The 20,936-nt window shown below is 58.3% G+C and carries 18 protein-coding genes; 7 read left to right on the plus strand and 11 right to left on the minus strand.

What is annotated here, in order from left to right:
* Nucleotides 1-119: 119 nt before the first annotated feature.
* Entirely contained in the window at nt 120-1,874 is a 1,755-nt protein-coding gene (locus C1N56_RS06895) for a DEAD/DEAH box helicase (protein ID WP_125309766.1), read from the minus strand.
* Nucleotides 1,875-2,099: 225 nt separating this feature from the next.
* On the opposite strand from C1N56_RS06895, the gene rsuA reads away from it, so the two are divergent.
* From rsuA to C1N56_RS06910, 3 genes are all read left to right on the plus strand, one after another.
* The gene (rsuA, locus tag C1N56_RS06900) at nt 2,100-2,822 is read left to right on the plus strand and encodes a 16S rRNA pseudouridine(516) synthase RsuA (RefSeq protein WP_021509252.1); all 723 of its coding nucleotides are present in this window, start codon (nt 2,100-2,102) and stop codon (nt 2,820-2,822) included.
* Nucleotides 2,823-2,834: 12 nt separating this feature from the next.
* A complete protein-coding gene (locus tag C1N56_RS06905; RefSeq protein WP_394517310.1) occupies nt 2,835-4,028 on the plus strand; it encodes a Bcr/CflA family multidrug efflux MFS transporter in 1,194 nt (397 codons plus the stop codon).
* A gap of 331 nt (nt 4,029-4,359) precedes the next feature.
* Entirely contained in the window at nt 4,360-4,686 is a 327-nt protein-coding gene (locus C1N56_RS06910) for a YejG family protein (protein ID WP_021509254.1), read from the plus strand.
* Here the strand turns inward: C1N56_RS06910 and yejF are convergent.
* The 9 genes from yejF to yeiP form a co-directional block, all read right to left on the minus strand.
* Nucleotides 4,680-6,269 carry a microcin C ABC transporter ATP-binding protein YejF gene (gene yejF / locus C1N56_RS06915; RefSeq protein ID WP_336698125.1) on the minus strand — a complete coding sequence of 530 codons (1,590 nt, stop codon included), beginning with the start codon at nt 6,267-6,269 and terminating at the stop codon, nt 4,680-4,682. The genes C1N56_RS06910 and yejF overlap by 7 nt on opposite strands.
* Nucleotides 6,270-7,292, minus strand: coding sequence for an ABC transporter permease (locus C1N56_RS06920; protein ID WP_058757524.1), 1,023 nt, complete (start codon nt 7,290-7,292; stop codon nt 6,270-6,272).
* On the minus strand, nt 7,292-8,383 hold the full coding sequence (locus C1N56_RS06925) for a microcin C ABC transporter permease YejB (protein ID WP_058757245.1): 1,092 nt from the start codon (nt 8,381-8,383) through the stop codon (nt 7,292-7,294). The genes C1N56_RS06920 and C1N56_RS06925 overlap by 1 nt, the downstream gene beginning before the upstream one ends.
* A 10-nt stretch (nt 8,384-8,393) precedes the next feature.
* Entirely contained in the window at nt 8,394-10,202 is a 1,809-nt protein-coding gene (locus C1N56_RS06930; RefSeq protein ID WP_336698129.1) for an extracellular solute-binding protein, read from the minus strand.
* Nucleotides 10,203-10,267: 65 nt separating this feature from the next.
* Nucleotides 10,268-11,833 carry a cyclic di-GMP phosphodiesterase gene (locus C1N56_RS06935; protein ID WP_058757525.1) on the minus strand — a complete coding sequence of 522 codons (1,566 nt, stop codon included), beginning with the start codon at nt 11,831-11,833 and terminating at the stop codon, nt 10,268-10,270.
* Nucleotides 11,834-12,059: 226 nt separating this feature from the next.
* Nucleotides 12,060-12,635, minus strand: a complete 576-nt coding sequence (gene mepS / locus C1N56_RS06940) for a bifunctional murein DD-endopeptidase/murein LD-carboxypeptidase (protein ID WP_031280047.1) — start codon at nt 12,633-12,635, stop codon at nt 12,060-12,062.
* Nucleotides 12,636-13,149: 514 nt separating this feature from the next.
* On the minus strand, nt 13,150-13,857 hold the full coding sequence (locus C1N56_RS06945; protein WP_058769930.1) for a phosphatase PAP2 family protein: 708 nt from the start codon (nt 13,855-13,857) through the stop codon (nt 13,150-13,152).
* Between the two features lie 45 nt (nt 13,858-13,902).
* On the minus strand, nt 13,903-14,877 hold the full coding sequence (locus C1N56_RS06950; protein WP_059009164.1) for a CobW family GTP-binding protein: 975 nt from the start codon (nt 14,875-14,877) through the stop codon (nt 13,903-13,905).
* Nucleotides 14,878-14,976: 99 nt separating this feature from the next.
* Entirely contained in the window at nt 14,977-15,549 is a 573-nt protein-coding gene (yeiP, locus tag C1N56_RS06955; RefSeq protein WP_031280049.1) for an elongation factor P-like protein YeiP, read from the minus strand.
* 152 nt (nt 15,550-15,701) lie between these two features.
* Between yeiP and C1N56_RS06960 the strand changes: the two genes are divergently transcribed.
* From C1N56_RS06960 to fruA, 4 genes are all read left to right on the plus strand, one after another.
* Nucleotides 15,702-15,956 (plus strand): YkgJ family cysteine cluster protein, encoded by a 255-nt coding sequence (locus C1N56_RS06960; RefSeq protein ID WP_104093088.1) that lies wholly within the window; start codon nt 15,702-15,704, stop codon nt 15,954-15,956.
* Nucleotides 15,957-16,233: 277 nt separating this feature from the next.
* Nucleotides 16,234-17,364, plus strand: coding sequence for a fused PTS fructose transporter subunit IIA/HPr protein (fruB, locus tag C1N56_RS06965; protein WP_058769932.1), 1,131 nt, complete (start codon nt 16,234-16,236; stop codon nt 17,362-17,364).
* Entirely contained in the window at nt 17,361-18,299 is a 939-nt protein-coding gene (gene fruK / locus C1N56_RS06970) for a 1-phosphofructokinase (protein WP_021509266.1), read from the plus strand. Before fruB ends, fruK begins: the two co-directional genes overlap by 4 nt.
* Before the next feature lie 16 nt (nt 18,300-18,315).
* Nucleotides 18,316-20,013: a PTS fructose transporter subunit IIBC gene (gene fruA, locus C1N56_RS06975; protein WP_125309756.1), complete on the plus strand. Its 1,698-nt coding sequence runs from the start codon at nt 18,316-18,318 to the stop codon at nt 20,011-20,013.
* Nucleotides 20,014-20,082: 69 nt separating this feature from the next.
* Here fruA and nfo read toward each other — a convergent pair whose 3' ends face one another.
* On the minus strand, nt 20,083-20,928 hold the full coding sequence (gene nfo, locus C1N56_RS06980) for a deoxyribonuclease IV (RefSeq protein WP_058775787.1): 846 nt from the start codon (nt 20,926-20,928) through the stop codon (nt 20,083-20,085).
* Nucleotides 20,929-20,936: the final 8 nt, after the last annotated feature.

Genomic DNA, 20,936 nt, shown 5'->3' on the forward strand with positions numbered 1-20,936 from the left:
TCTATAGTTCCTGCTACAGGCGACCCAGCAACAGGACGGTTATTCAATACGCTTTTACGGATGCAAAAGCGGGCGGCATTATAGCCGGATTGCCACAGCGGGGCAAATGATTCCGCCGCTTAGCGCAGCTCGTTAGCACGGCGATAGCGTCCCTGATAATCGAACATTTTTTCCCGCACCTGCCAGAAGTGGCCTTTGGCGCGCGCCACCACAAAATCGGGATGGCGCAGCAGCGGCTGCAACGCCACCACATCGGCGGCGGTCTGCCAGCCGAGCTCCACGCCGGGCGCACGCTGATGTGGCCGCATAAACAGCTGCTCAAAGGCGGTGCGCTGCGCCGGAGTGCGCAGGCGAAAGCGCTCGCTGACGCTGGTGCCATCCTCATCAAAATAGGTGGCTTGCAGCCATTCGCCTTTATCATCGCGTCCGTGCGCCAGCGTCATACCACTGCAGCGCAGTACGCGCGCGTCTTTCAGCTTCAGCGCCGCTTTCAGCATATCATCGGGGTCGACCAGCACCTTGTCGCACTGCTGGCAGCGGCGCGCGGCGATATCATTTTCTGCACCGCAGTCCGGGCAGCTTTTGAAGCGGAAACGGTAGTCGCACTGCGCGCGATTGCCCTCGTCATCGTCGAGCACGCCCTGACAGCGGCGGCCAAAGTGCTCAATGACGTGGCCATCTTCGGTCGCCTTGCCCCAGAAGGTATTCGCAAAGCCGCAGGCCGGACAAAACACCTGCACCGGCTGGTTATCGCTGGCGCCTTTCGGTGCGCCGACTTCGGGCGTAAAGAGATCGTGCGGGTTTCCGGCGTAATCAAGGATCAGGCAGTCGGTTTTGCCCGGTGCCAGCCGCAATCCGCGACCGACAATTTGCTGATACAGGCTGACCGATTCGGTCGGGCGCAGAATGGCGATCAAATCGACGTGCGGCGCGTCAAAGCCGGTGGTCAGCACCGCCACGTTAACCAGAAACTTAAGCTGCTGCGCTTTGAACTGCTGAATCAGCCGGTCACGCTCTTTCACCGGGGTTTCCGCCGACACCAGCGCACTGTTTTCCGGCAGCAGGCTGAGAATTTCCCGCGCGTGTTCAACGGTCGCGGCAAACACCATCACGCCGCGGCGCGTCTCAGCGAACTCGATGATCTGTCGCATGATCTGCGGCGTGACGCGCTGCTGCTGTTTCAGTTCACGGTTAAGATCGGCCTCACTGAACAGGCCATTATTCTGCGGGATCAGCCGACTGAAATCGTACTGCACCACCGGCATATCCAGCCGCTCAGGTGGCACCAGAAAGCCATGTTTGATCATATAGCGCAGCGGCAATTCGTAGATGCAGTCGCGGAACAGCGCATTATCATCGCCGCGCACCATGCCGTGATAGTGGTACTGGTAAATCCAGCCTTTGCCCAGGCGGAATGGCGTGGCGGTCAGCCCCAGCAGACGCAGCTGCGGATTGTGCTGGCGCAGATGGGCGAACAGCTGCTGATACTGGCTCTCCTCGTTGTCGCTGATGCGATGGCACTCATCGACGATCACCAGCGAAAAGGCGCTGTCAAAACTGGCCAGATTGCGCGCCACTGATTGCACGCTGCCGAATACCACTTTACCGTCGCTCTGCTTGCGCTGCAGGCCCGCGGCGAAGATGTCCGCCTGCAGGCCATACGCCTGATATTTACTGTGGTTCTGCTCCACCAGTTCTTTGACGTGAGCCAGCACCAGCACGCGACCGCGCGCCAGCCGCGCCAGTTCGGCGATCACCAGGCTTTTGCCGGCGCCGGTCGGCAGCACAATCACCGCTGGCGTGGCGTGGCGGCGAAAATGGGCAACGGTGGCATCAACGGCTTCTTGCTGATAGGGGCGCAGGGTAAACGACATGGGAACCGGCTTATTCTGGAACGGACGCGCATTATGCCATGAAAGTGGCTGAAACGCAGGATCGGCACTATTAGCAGGCGAAGGTTCAGGCTATACTGCCCACACTTTTTCAACGGTTAACCCTGCTCTCAATTATGCCGTGGCCGCCGCGCTACGCTGTAAATGATTTACCGGGCAAACGCCGTTTCAGTTCCCCTCCGCAGTAACAGGCAAAAAAGCGAATTCATGCGACTCGACAAATTCATATCTCAGCAACTGGAAGTTAGCCGTGCCATCGCCGGCCGTGAAATACGTGGCAGAAAGATCACCATCAATGGCGAAGTGGTGCGCGACACCGCGTATAAAGTCCTGCCGGACGATGCCGTAGAGTACGACGGCAATCCGCTGACGGTGCAGCAGGGCCCGCGCTATTTCATGCTGAATAAACCGCAGGGTTATGTCTGCTCCACCGACGATCCGGATCATCCCACTATTCTCTATTTCATTGAGGAGCCGGCGGCGTTCAAACTGCACGCGGCAGGGCGGCTGGATATTGATACCACCGGGCTGGTGCTGCTGACCGATGATGGTCAGTGGTCGCATCGCATTACCTCTCCGCGCCATCACCTGGAGAAAACCTACCTGGTGGAGCTGGAGCAGCCGCTTGACGCGGGGCTGATCGAAAAATTTGCTGCCGGCATTCAGTTGCACAACGAGAAAGATCTGACCAAACCGGCGCAGCTGGAAATCCTTGATGAGAAAGCCGCACGTCTCACCCTCAGTGAAGGGCGCTATCACCAGGTGAAACGCATGTTTGCGGCGATGGGCAACCACGTCACGGCGCTGCATCGCGAAAGCATCGGTGAGATTGTGCTGGATGAGGAGCTCGGTGAAGGCGAATACCGTGAACTGACCGAGGCGGAAATCAACAGCATCGGCCTGCCGGACGAACTGAAACAGCGCAAATAGCGGGAGACAGTGGTGCGTAAGGAAAAAAATTCACCGGTGGGATTAGTGGTGATTCTGGGATTGCTGGCGATGCTGATGCCGCTCTCCATTGATATGTATCTGTCGGCAATGCCGCAAATCGCCCGTGAATTCGCGGTGTCGGCCGGCAGCGTACAGATGACGCTGAATCTCTACATCCTCGGCTTCGCCATTGGTCAGCTGGTGTATGGCCCGCTGGCGGACAGCTACGGACGTAAACCGGTGATTGTGCTTGGCACGCTGATTTTTGCCTGCGCGGCGGCAGCCTGTGCGCTGTCGCAATCCATTGACCAGCTGATTCTGATGCGTTTCCTGCACGGGCTCTCCGCCGCCGCGGCCAGCGTGGTAATTAACGCCCTGATGCGCGACAGTTATTCGAAAGAAGATTTCTCGCGCATGATGTCGTTTGTCATGCTGATCACCACCATTGCGCCGCTGCTGGCCCCGATCATCGGCGGCTGGCTGCTGCTGCTGTGGAACTGGCACGCCATCTTCTGGACGCTGGCATTGGCCGCACTGATTACCACCGTGCTGGTGGTAACGCAGATCCGCGAAACGCTTAAGCCCGAGCAGCGGCAGCGTTTTCACCTGCGCACCACGCTGAGCAATTTTGTCGCGCTGGTGCGGCACAAACGCGCCTTCAGCTATATGCTGGCAAGCGGCTTCTCGTTTGCCGGGCTGTTTACCTTTCTTAACGCCGGGCCGTTTGTTTACATTGAAGTGAACCATGTGTCGCCGCAGAATTTCGGCTACTACTTTGGCCTCAACGTGGTGTTTCTGTTTGTCATGACGCTGATTAACAGCCGCGCGGTGCGCCGTTTCGGACCGCTGGCGATGTTCCGCCTCGGTCTGCTGATTCAGTTTGCCATGGGCATCTGGCTGCTGATTGTCAGCGCGCTCAACCTCGGTTTCCTGCCGCTGGTGTTTGGCGTGGCAATGTTCATTGGCTGCGTATCGACCGTCTCCTCCAATGCGATGGCGGTGATCCTCGACGAATTTCCCCATATGGCCGGCACCGCATCCTCGCTGGCCGGTACGCTGCGCTTCGGCGTCGGTGCGCTGGTTGGCGCGCTACTGTCGCTGGTCAGCGTCAACAGCGCCTGGCCGATGGTCGCCACTATCGCGCTGTGCGCTACTGTATCAATCGTGCTGTTCAGCTACGCCGCCCGTCCGCGCCACACCGCGTGATGGCGGCGGGTCTATGCTAAGCCCGCTGTTATTTCACCTCCTGATTTGCCCCTCTCCGCACTCTCGCTCTGCTTAATGTTTCCATATTGTGAAAATTAATTGATAAAAAAGTAACGACATTGCGTCTAAAATGATTGTTAAGCGCCGCGTAACGCGGTAAACATAGGCATAAATGCGAGAAAGCTCGCAAATAATAAAGTTGCGTCACGCTTTGTGCTTAAAACGAGAAGGCTATCCTTGACGTCCGTATGCTGAGCTTGCCAGGTGGGGATTCACCGCGATGAAGCCGTCCGTTGTGAATAACGTTACTGTCTCTGGGAACCGAAACACTATGCTGCAACTCTCGGTTGTGCATCGTTTACCACAACTTTACCGCTGGTCGCTGGAACATGCCGGCGCCATTGAACGCCAGGAAGCAGCGAACGGCGCGCATGACGGGGATCTGGTCGCGCTGCGCCTGCTGAGCCATGATGGCCATCCGGCGCTGGAGATCCTGCAGCAGCTACAGGAAACGCTGGCGCAGATTCAGGTCGAGTGCAAAATTGCCGAATGTGAAGGGCAGCCGTGTTTGCTGATTCAGCGCGGTGACGAGAGCGCCACTAACTGCTGTCTGAAAAATCAGGGCGTGGCGATCGCCGAAACCTTTGACGGTCACTGAGGCCCGATCTCGCCCTGCGCGGAGGCCAGCAGCTGACGCGTATACTCTGCTGCGGGCGCGTTGAACAGCGCTTCGCATTCACCCTGTTCCACCACTTCACCCTGGCGCAACACTACCAGCTGATGACACAGCGCGCGCACCACCTGCAAATCGTGACTGATAAACAGATACGCCAGCTGATGCTGCTGCTGTAAACGGCGCAGCAGGGTGAGGATCTGCTTTTGCACCGAGCGGTCCAGCGACGAGGTGGGTTCATCCAGCACAATCAGCTGCGGCTGCAGGATCAGCGCGCGGGCAATGGCGATGCGCTGGCGCTGACCGCCAGAGAATTCCGCCGGGTAGCGGCTGCGGCTCGCTGCCTCCAGACCAACCTCTTCCATCACCGCAATGACTCTGGCTTCCTGTTCGGCAGCACTAAGCTGCGGCTGGTGCACCGCCAGCCCTTCGGCAATCACCTGCTGTACCGTCATGCGCGGATTGAGTGAAGAGTTGGCATCCTGAAACACCACCTGAATGCGCTGGCGCAGCGGCAGTAGCTGCTTCGCGCTCAGCTGATGCAGCGGCTGGCCGTCGAACCAGATCTCGCCGCGCGCAGCAATCAGGCGCAGCAGCGCCAGGCCGGTGGTGCTTTTGCCTGACCCGGATTCGCCGACTAACCCGAGGCTTTCGCCGCGCCGCAGGGTAAAACTGAGATTGTGTAGCGCGGTTTTTTCCGCCACGGTGCGCTTCAGCAGTCCACGGCGAATCGGGAAACCCACCTGCAAATTAGTTACCTGCAACAGCGGCGGCGCGTCGATCAGCGGCACCGGTGCGCCGTCCGGCTCGGCGGCCAGCAGCTCGCGGGTATAAGGCTGCTGTGGCTGGCGAAACAGTGCGTCACAGCGGTTGTGTTCCACCTCGCGCCCGTTGCGCATCACCGTCACGCTGTGGGCCAGCTGACGCACAATGTTCAGGTTGTGGGTAATGAACAGCATGCCCATGTTCAGTTCACGCTGCAGTTCGCGCAGCAGCTGTAAAATCTGTGCCTGCACCGTGACGTCCAGCGCCGTAGTAGGCTCATCGGCAATCAGCAGTTTGGGCTGCGTCAGCAAGGCCATGGCGATCATCACGCGCTGGCGCTCACCGCCGGACAGCTGGTGCGGAAAATCATGCAGGCGCGTCGCGGCCTGGCGGATGCCCACGCGATCGAGGCAGCTGAGAATTTCAGCGCGCGCCGCTTCACGCCGCATGCCACGGTGCAGCGACAGCACTTCATACAGCTGCTTTTCCACGCTGTGCAGCGGATTGAGTGACACCATCGGCTCCTGAAAAATCATCGCCATCTGGTTGCCGCGCAGCCCGCGCATTTCACGTTCGCTGGCCTGTAACACATCGCGCCCGTCAAACAGGATCTCGCCCTGCGGATAACTCACCGGCGGATGCGGCAGCAGACGCATAATCGACAGCGCCGTCACGCTCTTGCCCGATCCCGATTCGCCCACCAGCGCCAGCGTTTCGCCGGCGTCGATACGCAGCGAGATATCTTCCACCACGCGGCGCGGCCCGAACGCCACCGCCAGATGATTCACCGTTAACAAACTCATTTAGCGCCCCCGGCTCGGATCAAAGGCATCGCGCACCGCTTCGCCGATAAAAATCAGCAGCGACAGCAGCAGGGCGAGGGCGAAGAAGCCAGAAAGGCCAAGCCACGGTGCCTGTAAATTGTTTTTTCCCTGCAGCAGCAGTTCGCCCAGCGACGGCGAGCCCACCGGCAGGCCGAAGCCGAGAAAATCCAGTGAGGTCAACGTGGTGATCGAACCGCACAGGATAAACGGCAGAAAGGTGAGCGTGGCAACCATGGCGTTGGGCAACATGTGGCGCAGCATGATGCGGCTATCGCTCACGCCCAGCGCGCGTGCGGCGCGGATATAGTCAAAGTTACGCGTGCGCAGGAACTCGGCGCGCACGACGCTCACCAGGCTCATCCAGCCGAAGATCACTGTCAGCAGTAACAGCCACCAGAAGTTGGGCTGAATCACGCTGGAGAGCAGAATCAGCATGAACAGCGTCGGCATGCCGGACCACACTTCAATCAATCGCTGACCGATGAGGTCAACGCGGCCGCCAAAGTAACCCTGCAGGGCACCCACCACAATACCAATCACGCTGGAGAACAGCGTTAACAGCAAACCGAACAGCAGCGAGATGCGCGTGCCGTACAGCAGACGTGCCAGTACATCGCCGCCGTTAGCATCGGTGCCCAGCCAGTTTTGCGCGGACGGCGGTGACGGGAAGGGCACGTCGGTGGCGAAATGAATGGTGCTGTCGCTGAAGCGGATGGGAGCCCACAGCGCCCAACCCTGCTGATCAATACGTTGTTTCAGCCACGGATCCTGATAATCCGCCGCCGTGGCAAACTGGCCGCCTAAATCGCTCTCGCTGTAGTTAAACAGCAGTGGTGCGTACCAGCGCTGCTGATAGTGCACCAGCAGCGGTTTGTCATTGGCTAATAATTCCGCGCCCAGCGACATCACAAAGATGAGCAGAAACAGCCACAGCGACCAGTAGCCGCGCCGGTTGTGACGAAAGCGCTGCCAGCGCTGCTGGTTAACGGGAGATAAACGCATCATCGGCCCTCAAAATCAATGCGTGGATCGACCAGCGTATAGGTCAGATCGCTGAGAATATTCATCAGCAGGCCAATCAGCGTAAAGATATACAGCGTGCCGAACATCACCGGATAGTCGCGCTGAATGGTGGCATCATAGCCGAGCAGCCCCATGCCGTTGAGTGAGAACATCACTTCGATCAGCACCGAGCTGGTGAAAAACATACTGATAAAGGTGGCGGGAAACCCGGCGATCACCAGCAGCATGGCGTTGCGGAACACGTGGCCGTACAGGATGCGCTTCTCATCCAGGCCCTTGGCGCGCGCCGTGACGACGTACTGTTTGCGCACCTCATCAAGGAACGAATTTTTCGTCAGCATGGTCAGGGTGGCAAAGCCGCCAATTACCGTAGCCAGCACCGGCAGGGTGATATGCCACAGATAATCGCTGATTTTGCTGTACCACGGCAGCGTATCAAACTGCGGCGAAGTGAGGCCGCGGAGCGGGAACCAGTCGAGATAGCTGCCGCCGGCAAACAGCACAATCAGCATGATGGCAAACAAAAACGCCGGAATTGAGTAGCCGATGATGATAAAGATGCTGCTCCAGATATCAAACGCGCTGCCGTTGCGCACCGCTTTTTTGATGCCCAGCGGAATCGACACCAGATAGATGATCAGCGTGCTCCACAACCCGAGGCTGATCGACACCGGCAGGCTCTCTTTAATCAGCTGCAGCACCGAGGCGTTACGAAACAGGCTGTCGCCAAAGTCAAAACGCAGGTAATTCCACAGCATTTCGCCATAGCGCTGCAGCAGTGGCTTATCGAAGCCGTAGCGATGAGTTATTTCTGCCACCACCTCCGGATCCAGCCCGCGCGCGCCGCGGTACTGGCTGTCGCCGGGATTGTCGCGCACCAGCGCACCGCGCGCGCCGCTGTCACTGCCGCCGCCGCCAGGCAGACCGGTGCTATGACCAAACTGGATGTTGGCCAGCGCCTGATCGACCGGACCGCCCGGCGCAATCTGTACGATAAAGAAATTCAGGGTGATGATGGCCCACAGCGTGGGAATAATCAGCAACAGCCTGCGCAGGAAATAAGCACCCAAACCGCTCTCCTCAGCGTCGATCGGCCGGTAAACGACCGGCTTTGTTCACATCGTACCACCAGTTTTCCAGCCCGGTGGCAAACGCCGGTTTAATCTGCGGATGGGAAAACTTGTCCCACCAGGCCAGCCGCTGTTCGGCGTTGTACCACATCGGAATCATGTAGGCGTTCCACAGCAGCAGGCGATCCAGCGCCTGACCGAGCGGCAGCAGCGCTTTTTCATCGCCCTGATGCGCCACGATCTGCTGCACGAAATGGTCGACCAGCGGATCTTTTACCCGCGCGGTGTTCCATGAGGAGCTGATGTAATCCGACTGCCAGACATATTGCAGGCTGGTGGAGGGCCACGGCATCGCCTGATAAAGCGACGGAATCATGTCGTAATCGCCTTCGCGCAGCCGGCGCAGATATTGCGAACTGTCCACCTGACGCAGCGTCATCGTAATGCCAAGCCGTGCCAGGCTGTGCTGGAACGGCAGCGCCCAGTCGTTCTGAGAACCGCTGCGCAGCAACAGTTCAAACTGAAACGGCTGGCCGGTTTTCACGTTCACCAGCTGCTGATTTTTGATCTGCCAGCCGGCCTGCTTCAGCAGCGCCATCGCCCGCAGCAGATTGTTGCGGTCAAAGCCGCTGCCGTCAGAGTGCGGCGGCGCGTAGGCGTTGTTAAAGACCTCGGCAGGCAGCTGCGCCTTGTAGGGCGCGAGCAGGACCAGCTGAGCGGCGTCAGGATAGCCTTTGGCGGCATAAGCGGTGTTCTGGAAGTAGCTGTCGGTCCGCTTGTAAGCGCCGTAGAACAGCGCTTTGTTCATCCACTCAAAATCAAACGCCAGCGTCAGCGCCTCGCGCACGCGGCGGTCGGCAAACAATGCTTTTTCGTTATTGAACGCCAGCCAGCGCGTGTCGGTGGCGACGTCATTCGGCGTGGTGGCTTTCACAATGGCGTGGCTGGTGAAGTTGCGCCCGCGATATTGTGTGGCCCATTTCTTCGCCGAATTCTCCTCGCGCAGGTCATAGGCACCGGCCTTAAACGCTTCAAAAGCCACGTTGTCATCAAGATAGTAGTCGTAGCGCAGGGTATCAAAATTAAAGCGACCGCGATTCACCGGCAGATCGGCCGCCCAGTAGTTCTTCACCCGACTATATTGAATGAACTGGCCGGATTTGTACGAAGTGACGCGGTAAGGCCCGCTGGCGAGCGGCGGATAGCCAATCGGCTCATTGAATTTTTTGTTCTGCCAGAATTTTTCCGGCAGCACCGGCAGCGTGATCCAACTCAGCACCAGGTCTTTATCTGGTTTGGGCATCTCAATGCGCACCGTCAGCCGGTTCAGCGCTTTCACCTGCACGCCACGAAACGCCACGCGAAACTGCGGCACGCCTTCGGTCATGAATTTGCCGAAGGTGAAGGCGACATCCTGCGCGGTGATCGGTGTACCGTCCTGAAACTGCGCGTGCGGATTGATCGACACCTCCATCCAGTGATAATCGCTGGGATAGCGTGCTGATTCGGCGATCAGCGGATAGTAGCTGCCGGGCTCATCGTCTGAGGTGGTAAACAGGCCGTCGTACAGCGTGTCAGTGCCGATACCGGGATTGCCGCGCGACGCATAGCGGTTGAAGTTGTCGTAAGTGCCCACCACGGCGAGAGTGATCTTGCCACCTTTTGGCGCCGCCGGATTGGCGTAATCATAATGGCTGAAGTTAACCGCGTATTTCGGTTCGCCCAGCTTCGCAAAGGCATAGCTTTCATGGATAGTGACCGCGTGCACCGGCGCAATGGCGCTGCACATCAGTAGGGCTGTGGCAAGACGAAGCAGCATAAGTGGGGCGCTCTCCTGTGGTAATCCGCACTGTATGGTAGCAGTTTCATGCGCGGTACGTGACGTTAACCCAAACTGGCCTGGCTCTGATAGTAGCTGATCAGCTTTTCCGGGCGCAGCGGGCGGCTAAACAGATACCCCTGCAGATGCGTGACGCCCCGATTAACCAGCCAGGCCGCCTGGTCGCCGGTTTCAACGCCTTCCGCCACAGTTTTCAGGTTGAGTTTCTTTGCCAGCAGCAACACGGTGTCAAGCACCGGCGAAGTTACGGTTTCGGTGCCGATACTCTGCACAAAGCCGCGATCGATTTTCAGGTAGTCGAACGGATATTTTTCCAGGTAGATCAGCGCGCTATGGCCAGTGCCGAAATCATCGATGGCAATCTTGAAATTGTGTTCATGCAGCCAGGCGAAGATTTCGCCGGCGTTCTTCTCCCGCACCATGGTGCGCTCGGTGATTTCAAAGACATAGTTAAAATGATCGGCGGGCATACTGGCGATCCACGCCTGGACGTCGCGGCGAAAACTGGCCGATGCCAGATGCTGCGGTGACATATTCAGACTGAGACGGGTGCCGCGCGGCAGTTGCTGACAGAGAAAACGCGCGTCGCGCGCTACCAGGCTGAACAGATGTTGGGTAAGAGGAATAATCAGGTTTTGCGCTTCGGCGTGGCTGATAAATACATCGGGTGGGATCATGCCTTCAACCGGGTGGGTCCAGCGCAGCAGCGCTTCAACGCCATAGGGTTTGCCGTTGTGTGCCGTTACCAGCGGCTGATACTCAACGTGAAACTGACCGCGCCGGATGCCGAGCAGGATTTCACGTCCCGGTCGCTGATGCAGCGACAGCAGCAGCCAGCTGATTGCGGCAACCAGCAGCGCCAGCAGCAGGCCGGTCAGCAAAGCCAGCGTGTAATCGCGTGAGGCCAGCGTGCTGCCGTAAAGCACAAAGCGCATGCTGCCGTCATCAAGCGTCAGGTCGGTGAGGGCGGGCGGCAAATCGCGGCTGCGCACCACCTGGCTGGTGCCGCTGAGCAGCGCGCTGTCGCCTGCCACCAGCGCCATGCGCGTGATTTCGGGATGGTAAGAGGCCAGCAGCTGGTAAGGCGTCATGCTGAGGTTCATGGTGGCGAGGATGCCGGTTTCGTTCGCTCCCGGACTTTTCAGCCACAGCGCCAGCGCTGGTTTGGCGGGCTGCAGCGGCGTGCCGGGCAGCAGGCGGACATCACGGTCGCGCTCCAGCTCTGAATCGGGTGAAATGGCGCTGGCGGCCAGCAGAAATGCGCCGGTAGCCGAGGAGCAGTAAGCGTTGCCGTCGCGTACCAGTAATATCGCGCGAATGTTGCCGGCAAAGGCGGCGCGAGAGGTCAGCTCACGGTTGACGCTGTTGCAGCTGAGTTGAGTGTATTGCTGCAGTGGATAAAGGCTCTCGACCAGGGTTGACATCACCTGTTGCAGATCGTCACGGCTGTGAGCCAGCAGCTGCTGGTGTTGCTGGACGCGTTTTTGCCAGGTCAGCGTGAGCAGGACGGTGACAAACAGGATAAAAAACGCGACCCCAATAATTACGCTACTCCAGGCGATGCGCCGCGAGTAGCTGGCATGACGATTTAACGTCCCCGACAGTGGCATGGAGTTGGTTCCCCTGATCTTGCCCTTTTTATTATAAAAACGCATACAACTGTGCTGGTTCAAGGCAACGAGAATATAACGAGGCTGCGCGAAAAGTCTCGTTATATTTTTGATTCACAATTACTTTTTCCGCCATGGATTTGGCTTAAGCAACCGCAGACGAAAAAAACGCTGCCGGGGCAGCGTTTTCAGATTCTCTGGCTGAGAACATCAGGAAGGAAGGGGGTTAACTGGGGTTTTTTGCCAGTACCCGACGCGCTTCGCGGTAGCGGTTTTTCCAGTAACTGTCGTTAAGGCTGGAAATCATCACGCCGCTGCTGGTAGACGCGTGTACAAAATTGTCGTTGCCGAGATAGATGCCGACATGACGACCGGTGGAGCCGGCGCGGAACAGCACTAAATCACCCGGACGCAGTTTACTGCGTGAAATCTCTTTACCGCTGTCCTGCTGTTCCGAGGTGGAACGCGGCAGCTCTAAACCAAACTGTTCGCGAAAGGTGCGCTGAACAAAAGCAGAACAGTCAATGCCGCGTTTGGTGTCGCCGCCTAAGCGATAACGCACACCTTTCCAGTCACTGTACTGCTCCATGATGCGGGACTTAACGTCCACGTTCTGCACCATTTGTTCAAATTCGTCCTGAGACGCCTGAAGTAAAAAACCATTCTGGTTGTTAACTTCATGATTCTCGTTATTCGCGTTCTGACCGTTATGGGTACTGCTACATGCCGATAAGAGGGTTGCTAATGCTACTGCGGGAATAATCCGCCTGAGGTATCTCAGAATTGGTTGAGACTTGACCATTGTACGTGTTTTCCTTCGATGTCCTTACGACAGAATGTCGCCAGCCAGATGACAAAACGGGTTGAGATTAATAAGTGCGACCCTCTAAGACAATTCCTTAATTACTAAAATGTGTTAATGCACACATTTTTGTTGCTTAAGGTACCGAATTTTATGCTGCACGGTAGTAATCGGAGTTGAGGTTAACCGATTACAGACCGCGTGGCGAGTGCTTTTATATAAATTTTTATAGGTTTTTTTGATGTGAAATCAATCTGTAACACAACGGTTACTTTATCAACAACTGGTAGCGATTTAAGCGTCAATTAACGGCAGGAACAGCGGCTAATTCTGGCGCTAAGGGAGATTTTAAGAGGGTTCTGACTGGACAGGCCAGGAATAACGCCATTGTCAGACGATTTGACGCATAGGTTTTTCTTTTATCAGAAAACGCTTAGTTAGCTAATAATTTATTGCAGGATTAAATAAGCGCAGGCGATCTTAAAAACAGGAAATAATCGCCCGCGCTAAACAATTACGCCTGGGGTTTATATTTTCCGGGCAGCGAACGATAGAGCCAGTTCACCAGTTTGTCGCTGGCCGGTGTTAATAACCACCAGCTCAGGCCCACCAGCACCACCGACAGCGAACCGACCGCGATATCGGTAAACCAGTGCGCGCCTGCCATTACGCGCGGCAGGGAAAAGAGCACCACAATCAGCAGGCCCATCAGGAAGGCGCGGAAGCCGAAATAGCGCCACATAAAGCAGGCGAAGATAATCAGCATCATGCCGTGGTCGCCGGGGAAGCTGTCTCTGGACGCATCTTTTGCCGGAATACCGGTCAGTTCGCTGACGCGATGCACGTTATCAAAGAACAGCGTCGGGCTGGCATGCTTAACCGGCAGCAGGTGGCCCAGCTGGTTAAGAATCACCGCCGTCAGCAGCATGGTGATACCAATCGCCAGCATACGACGTCGGCCCTGCGGCGTTTCGCGGCGCCAGAACCACAGATAGAGCAGGCCCATCGCCAGCAGCGACACCGCATCAAAACCGCGGAAATTGGTGATCGCCACAAGCAGCGCAAAGCCGTGATGGTCGACCATCTGGTCGTTAAAGCCAAAAAAGATGCCTTTGTCGAGAGCGAACCAGAACCCGTGCTCTGGCGGCAGATACCACGACATAAATAGCATCACACCCAGTGCATTCAGCAGCAGGATGGTGATCAAACGAGTAGTGCGCATAAAAGTAACTCAAAAAGAAAAAAATAACGGGCAAACCTACCGCAGCTAATTTAAACGAATCTTCAACAGGGCAGTCTGCAAGGCATTCCAGTCGGCGGCCTGATGGTGGATCAATTCGATACGGCTATCCGGCGGCGTGACCGGGCGCGTTTCGATGAACAGGTCTTCGCCCTGACGGTTAATGCTGACCAGACCGTCAGCGGTACGCAGCACGCCTTTCACGCGATCCACCGGCGCAAGCCGCGCCCACTCTAAAGCCGGAATGGTATCGAACACCGTGTCACCATCGAAAATCCAGCCACAGGAAGCATAGCCCTGACCTTCATTTAACGCACGACGCCAGCGCGCTTCGCCTTCCAGTTTCAGCGCCGCCAGCCCCTGCGGGCGTGGCGAATGATGATGATGCGCGGCATCGGGTACCGCACGATCCGCCAATGCCGGCTGACTCAGCAACGCCGGATCAATGTTGCCCCAGCTGGCTTCCACCAGTTGACGGTCGCCCAAATGCTGCTGCTGCCAGCTCGCCAGCCGCTGACGATCTTCCGCATCCCATTTGTCGCTCTTGTTGGCGATGATGATGTCTGCGGCGATCAGCTGGTCGCGAAAGTTTTCATTCTCCGTGACGCGCGTATCGGCTAACTGACGCGGATCGAGCAGCGTCAGCGTGGCGTCCACGCGGATCCACGGCTGATAGACCGCCGCACGCAGCATATTCAGTAACTGTTTGGGATGGCCAAGGCCGGTGGGTTCGATAATCAGGCGGTCCGGCTGAGTCTGCTTCAGCAGCATATTCAGCCCAACCTGCAGCGGCAGGCCGTTAACACAGCACATGCAGCCGCCGGGGATCTCTTTCAGCGTGGCGCCGCGGTCGGCGAGCAGGGCGCCGTCAATGCCGATCTCGCCAAACTCGTTGACCAGAATGGCCCACTTTTCATTGGCCGGTTTGTGCGCCAGCAGATGTAACAGGGTGGTGGTTTTACCGCTACCGAGAAAACCGGTAATCAGGTTCACGCGCGTCATGATTTACTCCGTTAAAATAGCCGCGCCGGACAACCGCATCCGGCGCGCAGGCTGTTGTTATACTATAACAATCAACCGCCGCCGGAGAAAATCGTGCGCTTAATCGGCGCGTCCCATATAACGACGCTCGGCAATATGGATACGGATGCGATCGCCATTGCTCAGGTACTCCGGCACCTGAATCGACAGCCCGGTGCTCATGCCCGCCGGTTTGGTGCGCGCACTGGCGGATGCCCCTTTGATGCCAGGTGAGGTATCAACAATCTCCATGTCTACCGTCTGCGGCAGTTCCAGCGCCAGCACCTGACCATCCATGGTGAGCACCTGGATACCGGGAATGCCGCCTTCCGGAATAAAAAGCAGCTCTTCTTCGATCTGATCTTTTTTAAAGCTGTACGGCGTGTAATCTTCGTCATCCATAAACACGTATTCGTCGCCGTCGATGTATGAGAAGGTCACCGCGCGGCGGCTGAGCTGGATGGCATCAATAATGTCGTCACCCTTGAAGCGCTCTTCAACTTTCAGGCCGGTGCGTACATCGGTGAAACGCATCTTGTACAGCGTGGCGGCACCGCGCGCGCTCGGGCTCTGGACATCGATATCCTTCACCAGCAACAGTTTACCGTTCCAGGTGACGGCCATTCCTTTTTTGATTTCGTTTGCCTTTGGCATAATGCTTGACTCGCTATAACCAGGTAGATGCGCGCCAACTTACTCGCGCGGTGAAAAACAGGCAAGTGAGGCCGGTGAAAATTGTTGGTCGCGCATAGAATTCCGCGGTGCAGACTGCTATTGTCGGCCGCTAATCTTTGCAGGAGCGCATGATGTTATGTCGAGACCAGTGCGGTGCCTGCTGCACAGCCCCCTCCATCTCTTCCCCCATTCCGGGTATGCCTGACGGCAAACCGGCCAATACCCGCTGCGTTCAGCTCGACGAACAGCAGCGCTGCAAAATTTTTGGCTCGCCGCTGCGTCCGGCGGTGTGTGCCGGTTTACAGCCACAGGTGGAGATGTGCGGCAACAGCCGCGCCGATGCCATGATCTACCTGCTGCAGCTGGAAGCCGATACCGCGCCCTGAGTTTAAGCTGACGCGAGCTGAACAGCACGCTCGTCACAGGTACCGCGTTACAGCAACGCGTCAGCGCGCCCGCTGTGAAAAATCCTAAATCCGCCGCGAAGTGTGCGGAGCATCAAAAATCTGCTACGCCGATTGCGCATTTTCTTGCCTGTAATCGGGTGCTGTACCATATTCCCTGAAACGTTTCAGCGTTGTCCTCCCGGCTAAGTCCGTGTCGCACAGCGTATTTTTTCGCCATCAGGCTGAAACGATTCACTTTCAGCAAGCGAGGAGAAATATGTTCCAGCTCGAAGTTCAGGCCATTCACACCGGCGCCAGCGCGTCCGATAAAGAACAGGCCATTCGTCAGGTTGCCGCTGCGCTTACCGCGGCCGGAAATGTGGCCGAAGGCTACGTCGACGGCATGCTGGCGCGCGAACAGCAAACCACCACTTTTCTCGGCAACGGCATCGCCATTCCGCACGGCACCACCGATACCCGCGATCTGGTGCTGAAAACCGGCGTGCAGGTTTATCAGTTCCCGCAGGGCGTGGACTGGGGTGATGGCCAGACAGCGTACGTCGCCATCGGCATTGCCGCCAAATCTGACGAGCACCTCGCGCTGCTGCGCCAGCTGACCCACGTATTAAGCGATGACAGCATCGCGGAGCAGCTGAAATCTGCCTCTGCTGAAGAGCTGCGCGCGCTGCTGATGGGTGAAAAGCAGGCCGCTGAATTCCAGTTCGATACGTCGCTGATCGCCACTGACGTGGCCGCCAGCGATCTGATGACGCTGCAGGCGCTGAACGCCGGTCGTCTGCAGGCGGCCGGTGCCGTTGACGCCAGCTTTGTCGCGGACGTTGTCTCGCACGCGCCGCTCAGCCTCGGTCAGGGCATCTGGCTGAGCGACAGCACGCACGGCAACCTCAACAGCGCGGTGGCAGTGAGCCGCAGCGCGACGCCGCTGACACATCAGGGCGAACCGGTAGCGCTGCTGCTGACGGTCGCCGCCACCGATCAGCGCCCGCTTGAGGTGCTGGGCTACCTCAGCAATCTGCTGCTGAACAAGCAGGCTGAACGCCTGCTGAAGGCGGACGCGGCAGGTATTCTCGCGCTGCTGACCAGCGAAGTTGATGAAGCTGCGGACGTCTTAACCGCAGAATTCACCATCCGCAACGAGCACGGTCTGCATGCGCGTCCGGGCACCGCGCTGGTGAGCGTGATCAAGCAGTTCAACAGCGATATCACCGTGACCAATCTCGACGGCAGCGGTAAACCGGCTAACGGGCGCAGCCTGATGAAGGTGGTCGCGCTGGGCGTGAAGAAAGGCCATCGTCTGCGTTTCACCGCCAGCGGTGACGATGCGCAGCAGGCACTGCACGCTATCGAAGAAGCCATTAATAGCGGTCTGGGCGAGGGGGCAGCATGAGTCGTCGCGTTGCCACTATCACCCTGAACCCGGCGTACGATCTGGTCGGCTACACGCCGGAGATCGAGCGCGGCGAAGTTAACCTGGTCAAAACCACCGGGCTGCACGCTGCGGGTAAAGGCATCAATGTCGCCAAAGTGCTGAAAGATCTCGGCATCGACGTCACCGTTGGCGGCTTCCTCGGCAAAGAGAATCAGGACGGCTTTCAGCAGCTGTTCAGCGAACTCGGTATCGCTAACCGTTTTCAGGTGGTGCAGGGTCGTACCCGCATTAACGTTAAGCTGACGGAAAAAGACGGCGACGTCACCGACCTCAACTTCTCGGGCTTTGACGTCACGCCACAGGACTGGGACCGCTTCACCGCCGACTCGCTGACCTGGCTGGGCCAGTTCGATATGGTGTGCGTCAGCGGTAGCCTGCCAGCGGGCGTTGCGCCGGACGCGTTCACCAAATGGATGAGCGATCTGCGCACCCACTGCCCATGCATCATTTTTGACAGCAGCCGTGAAGCGCTGGTGGCCGGTCTGAAAGCGGCTCCGTGGCTGGTAAAACCCAATCGCCGCGAGCTGGAGATCTGGGCCGGCCGCAAGCTGCCGACGCTGCAGGATGTGATTGACGCCGCGCACCAGCTGCGCGAGCAGGGCATTGCCCACGTGGTGATCTCCCTCGGTGCGGAAGGCGCGCTGTGGGTCAATGCCTCTGGCGAATGGATCGCCAAACCGCCTGCGTGTGAAGTGGTCAGCACCGTAGGCGCCGGAGATTCGATGGTTGGCGGCCTGATTTATGGCCTGCTGATGCGGGAATCCAGTGAACACACGCTGCGTCTGGCGACGGCGGTGGCGGCCATGGCCGTCAGCCAGAGCAACGTCGGCGTGACCGATCGTACCCAGTTGGCCGCGATGATGGCGCGCGTCGACTTACAACCCGTTAACTAACAGCAGGAGAGCGATAATGAAAACGCTGCTGATAAAAGATTCGTCACTCGGCCTGGCATCAGGCCATTTAGCCTCGGAACGTCTGCAGGCGGCGGCAGGGCAGGCGGGACTGACGCTGGTCGACAGCGCCGCGGACGCCGAACTGGTGCTGGTGATTGGCCAGCAGGTTACCGACAACGCGCAGCTCGCCGGCAAGTCCGTTGCCCTCGTGGACGTGCAGCAGGCGCTGCGCGATCCGCAGGCGGCGCTGGCGCTGGCTAAAGATGCGGCGCAACCGTGGCAGCCGGCTGCGGCAACCCCGGCGGCAAGTGCACCGGCGCAGAGCGCCGGGCAGAAACGTATTGTGGCCGTCACCGCCTGTCCGACCGGCGTGGCGCACACCTTCATGGCAGCCGAGGCGATTGAGGCGGAAGCCAGCAAGCGCGGCTGGTGGGTAAAAGTGGAAACCCGCGGCTCAGTCGGCGCTGGCAACCCGATCACCCCGGAAGAAGTGGCGGCGGCCGATCTGGTGATCGTTGCGGCGGATATCGACGTTGACCTGGCGAAATTTGCCGGCAAGCCGATGTACCGTACCTCCACCAGTCTGGCGCTGAAGAAAACCGCACAGGAGCTGGATAAAGCGCAGGCGGAAGCCAAAGTCTGGCAGCCTTCCGGCAACCAGGCGGCAGCCAGCCAGAGCGACAGCAAAGAGAAAGCCGGTGCCTATCGGCATCTGCTGACCGGCGTATCTTATATGCTGCCGATGGTGGTCGCCGGCGGTCTGAGCATTGCGCTGTCATTCGCCTTTGGGATTACCGCGTTTAAAGAGCAGGGCACCTTAGCCGCGGCGCTGATGCAGATCGGTGGCGGCAGCGCCTTTGCGCTGATGGTGCCGGTGCTGGCGGGCTTTATCGCCTTCTCGATTGCTGACCGTCCGGGCCTGACGCCAGGTCTGATTGGCGGCATGATCGCCACCAGCATCAACGCCGGTTTCCTTGGCGGCATCATCGCCGGTTTCATCGCCGGTTACGCCGCGAAACTGCTGAGCAGCAAAGTGAAGCTGCCGCAAAGTATGGAAGCGCTGAAGCCGATTCTGATCATTCCGCTGGTGGCCAGTCTGATTACCGGCCTGCTGATGATTTACGTGGTAGGCAAACCGGTTGCCGGCATCATGAGCGGCCTGACCAGCTGGCTGGCGAACATGGGCACTGCTAACGCGGTCCTGCTGGGCGCGATTCTGGGCGGCATGATGTGTACCGACATGGGCGGTCCGGTGAACAAAGTGGCTTACGCGTTTGGTGTCGGTCTGCTGAGTTCGCAAACCTACGCGCCGATGGCCGCGATCATGGCGGCCGGTATGGTGCCACCGCTGGCGATGGGGCTGGCAACGCTGGTGGCGCGTCGTAAGTTCAATAAAGGTCAGCAGGAGGGCGGTAAAGCCGCGCTGGTATTGGGCCTGTGCTTTATCTCCGAAGGTGCCATTCCGTTTGCGGCGCGTGATCCGATGCGCGTGCTGCCATGCTGTATCGTGGGTGGCGCAGTGACCGGTGCGATCTCCATGGCGATGGGGGCCAAACTGATGGCGCCGCACGGCGGGCTGTTCGTCCTGCTGATTCCAGGCGCCATTACCCCGGTGCTGGGTTACCTGCTGGCGATTGTGATTGGTACGCTGATTGCGGGTCTGGGCTATGCGATTCTGAAACGTCCGGAAGAAGAACTGGCCAAAGCCGCGTAACGGCAGCCAGGAACAACAAAGGGAGCCGCGGCTCCCTTTTTTATTGGCGACAGGCCCCGGTGAAACCCGTTACGCCTGCTGCTCTGCTTTCAGCCAGGCAATTTCATCCTTCCAGATATCCGGATTGATGGTTTCGAGAATCATCGGGATACCGTCAAAACGCGCATCCTTCATCAGCCAGCTAAACGCGGTCTTGCCAATGTTGCCCTCGCCGAGGCTGTGATGGCGATCCACGCGGCTGCCGAGCGTGCTTTTGGCATCGTTAAGGTGCATACCGCGCAGATACTGAAAGCCCACCACGCGCTCAAACTCGGCAAAGGTGGCTTCACAGGCAGCTTCGCTGCGTAAATCATATCCGCCAGCGAAGGCATGGCAGGTGTCGATGCATACGCCGACGCGCGACTTATCCTCGACGTGGTCAATAATCGCCGCGAGGTGTTCAAAGCGGAAACCGAGGTTGCTGCCCTGGCCGGCGGTATTCTCAATCACCGCTACCACGTTGTGGGTTTTATCCAGCGCAATGTTGATCGACTCGGCGATGCGCTTCAGGCAGGCATCTTCATCAATCTGCTGCAGGTGGCTGCCGGGATGGAAGTTGAGCAGCGTCAGACCAAGCTGTTCGGCGCGCTGCATCTCATCGATAAACGCCTCGCGCGATTTCTCCAGCGCGTCCATCACCGGGTGACCGAGGTTAATCAGATAGCTGTCGTGCGGCAGGATTTGCGCGGCGCTAAAGTTGTATTGATCGCAGGCGGTTTTAAAAGCGTCGATCACCTGCGCAGAGAGCGGCGCGGCTTTCCACTGGCGCTGATTTTTAGTGAACAGCGCAAAGGCTGTGGCTTCGATTTCATGGGCCCGGATCACTGCCTGGTCTACGCCGCCGGATGCGCTTACGTGTGCGCCGATATATTTCATGCCGCTCT

This window comes from Pantoea sp. SGAir0175, from assembly GCF_043547855.1.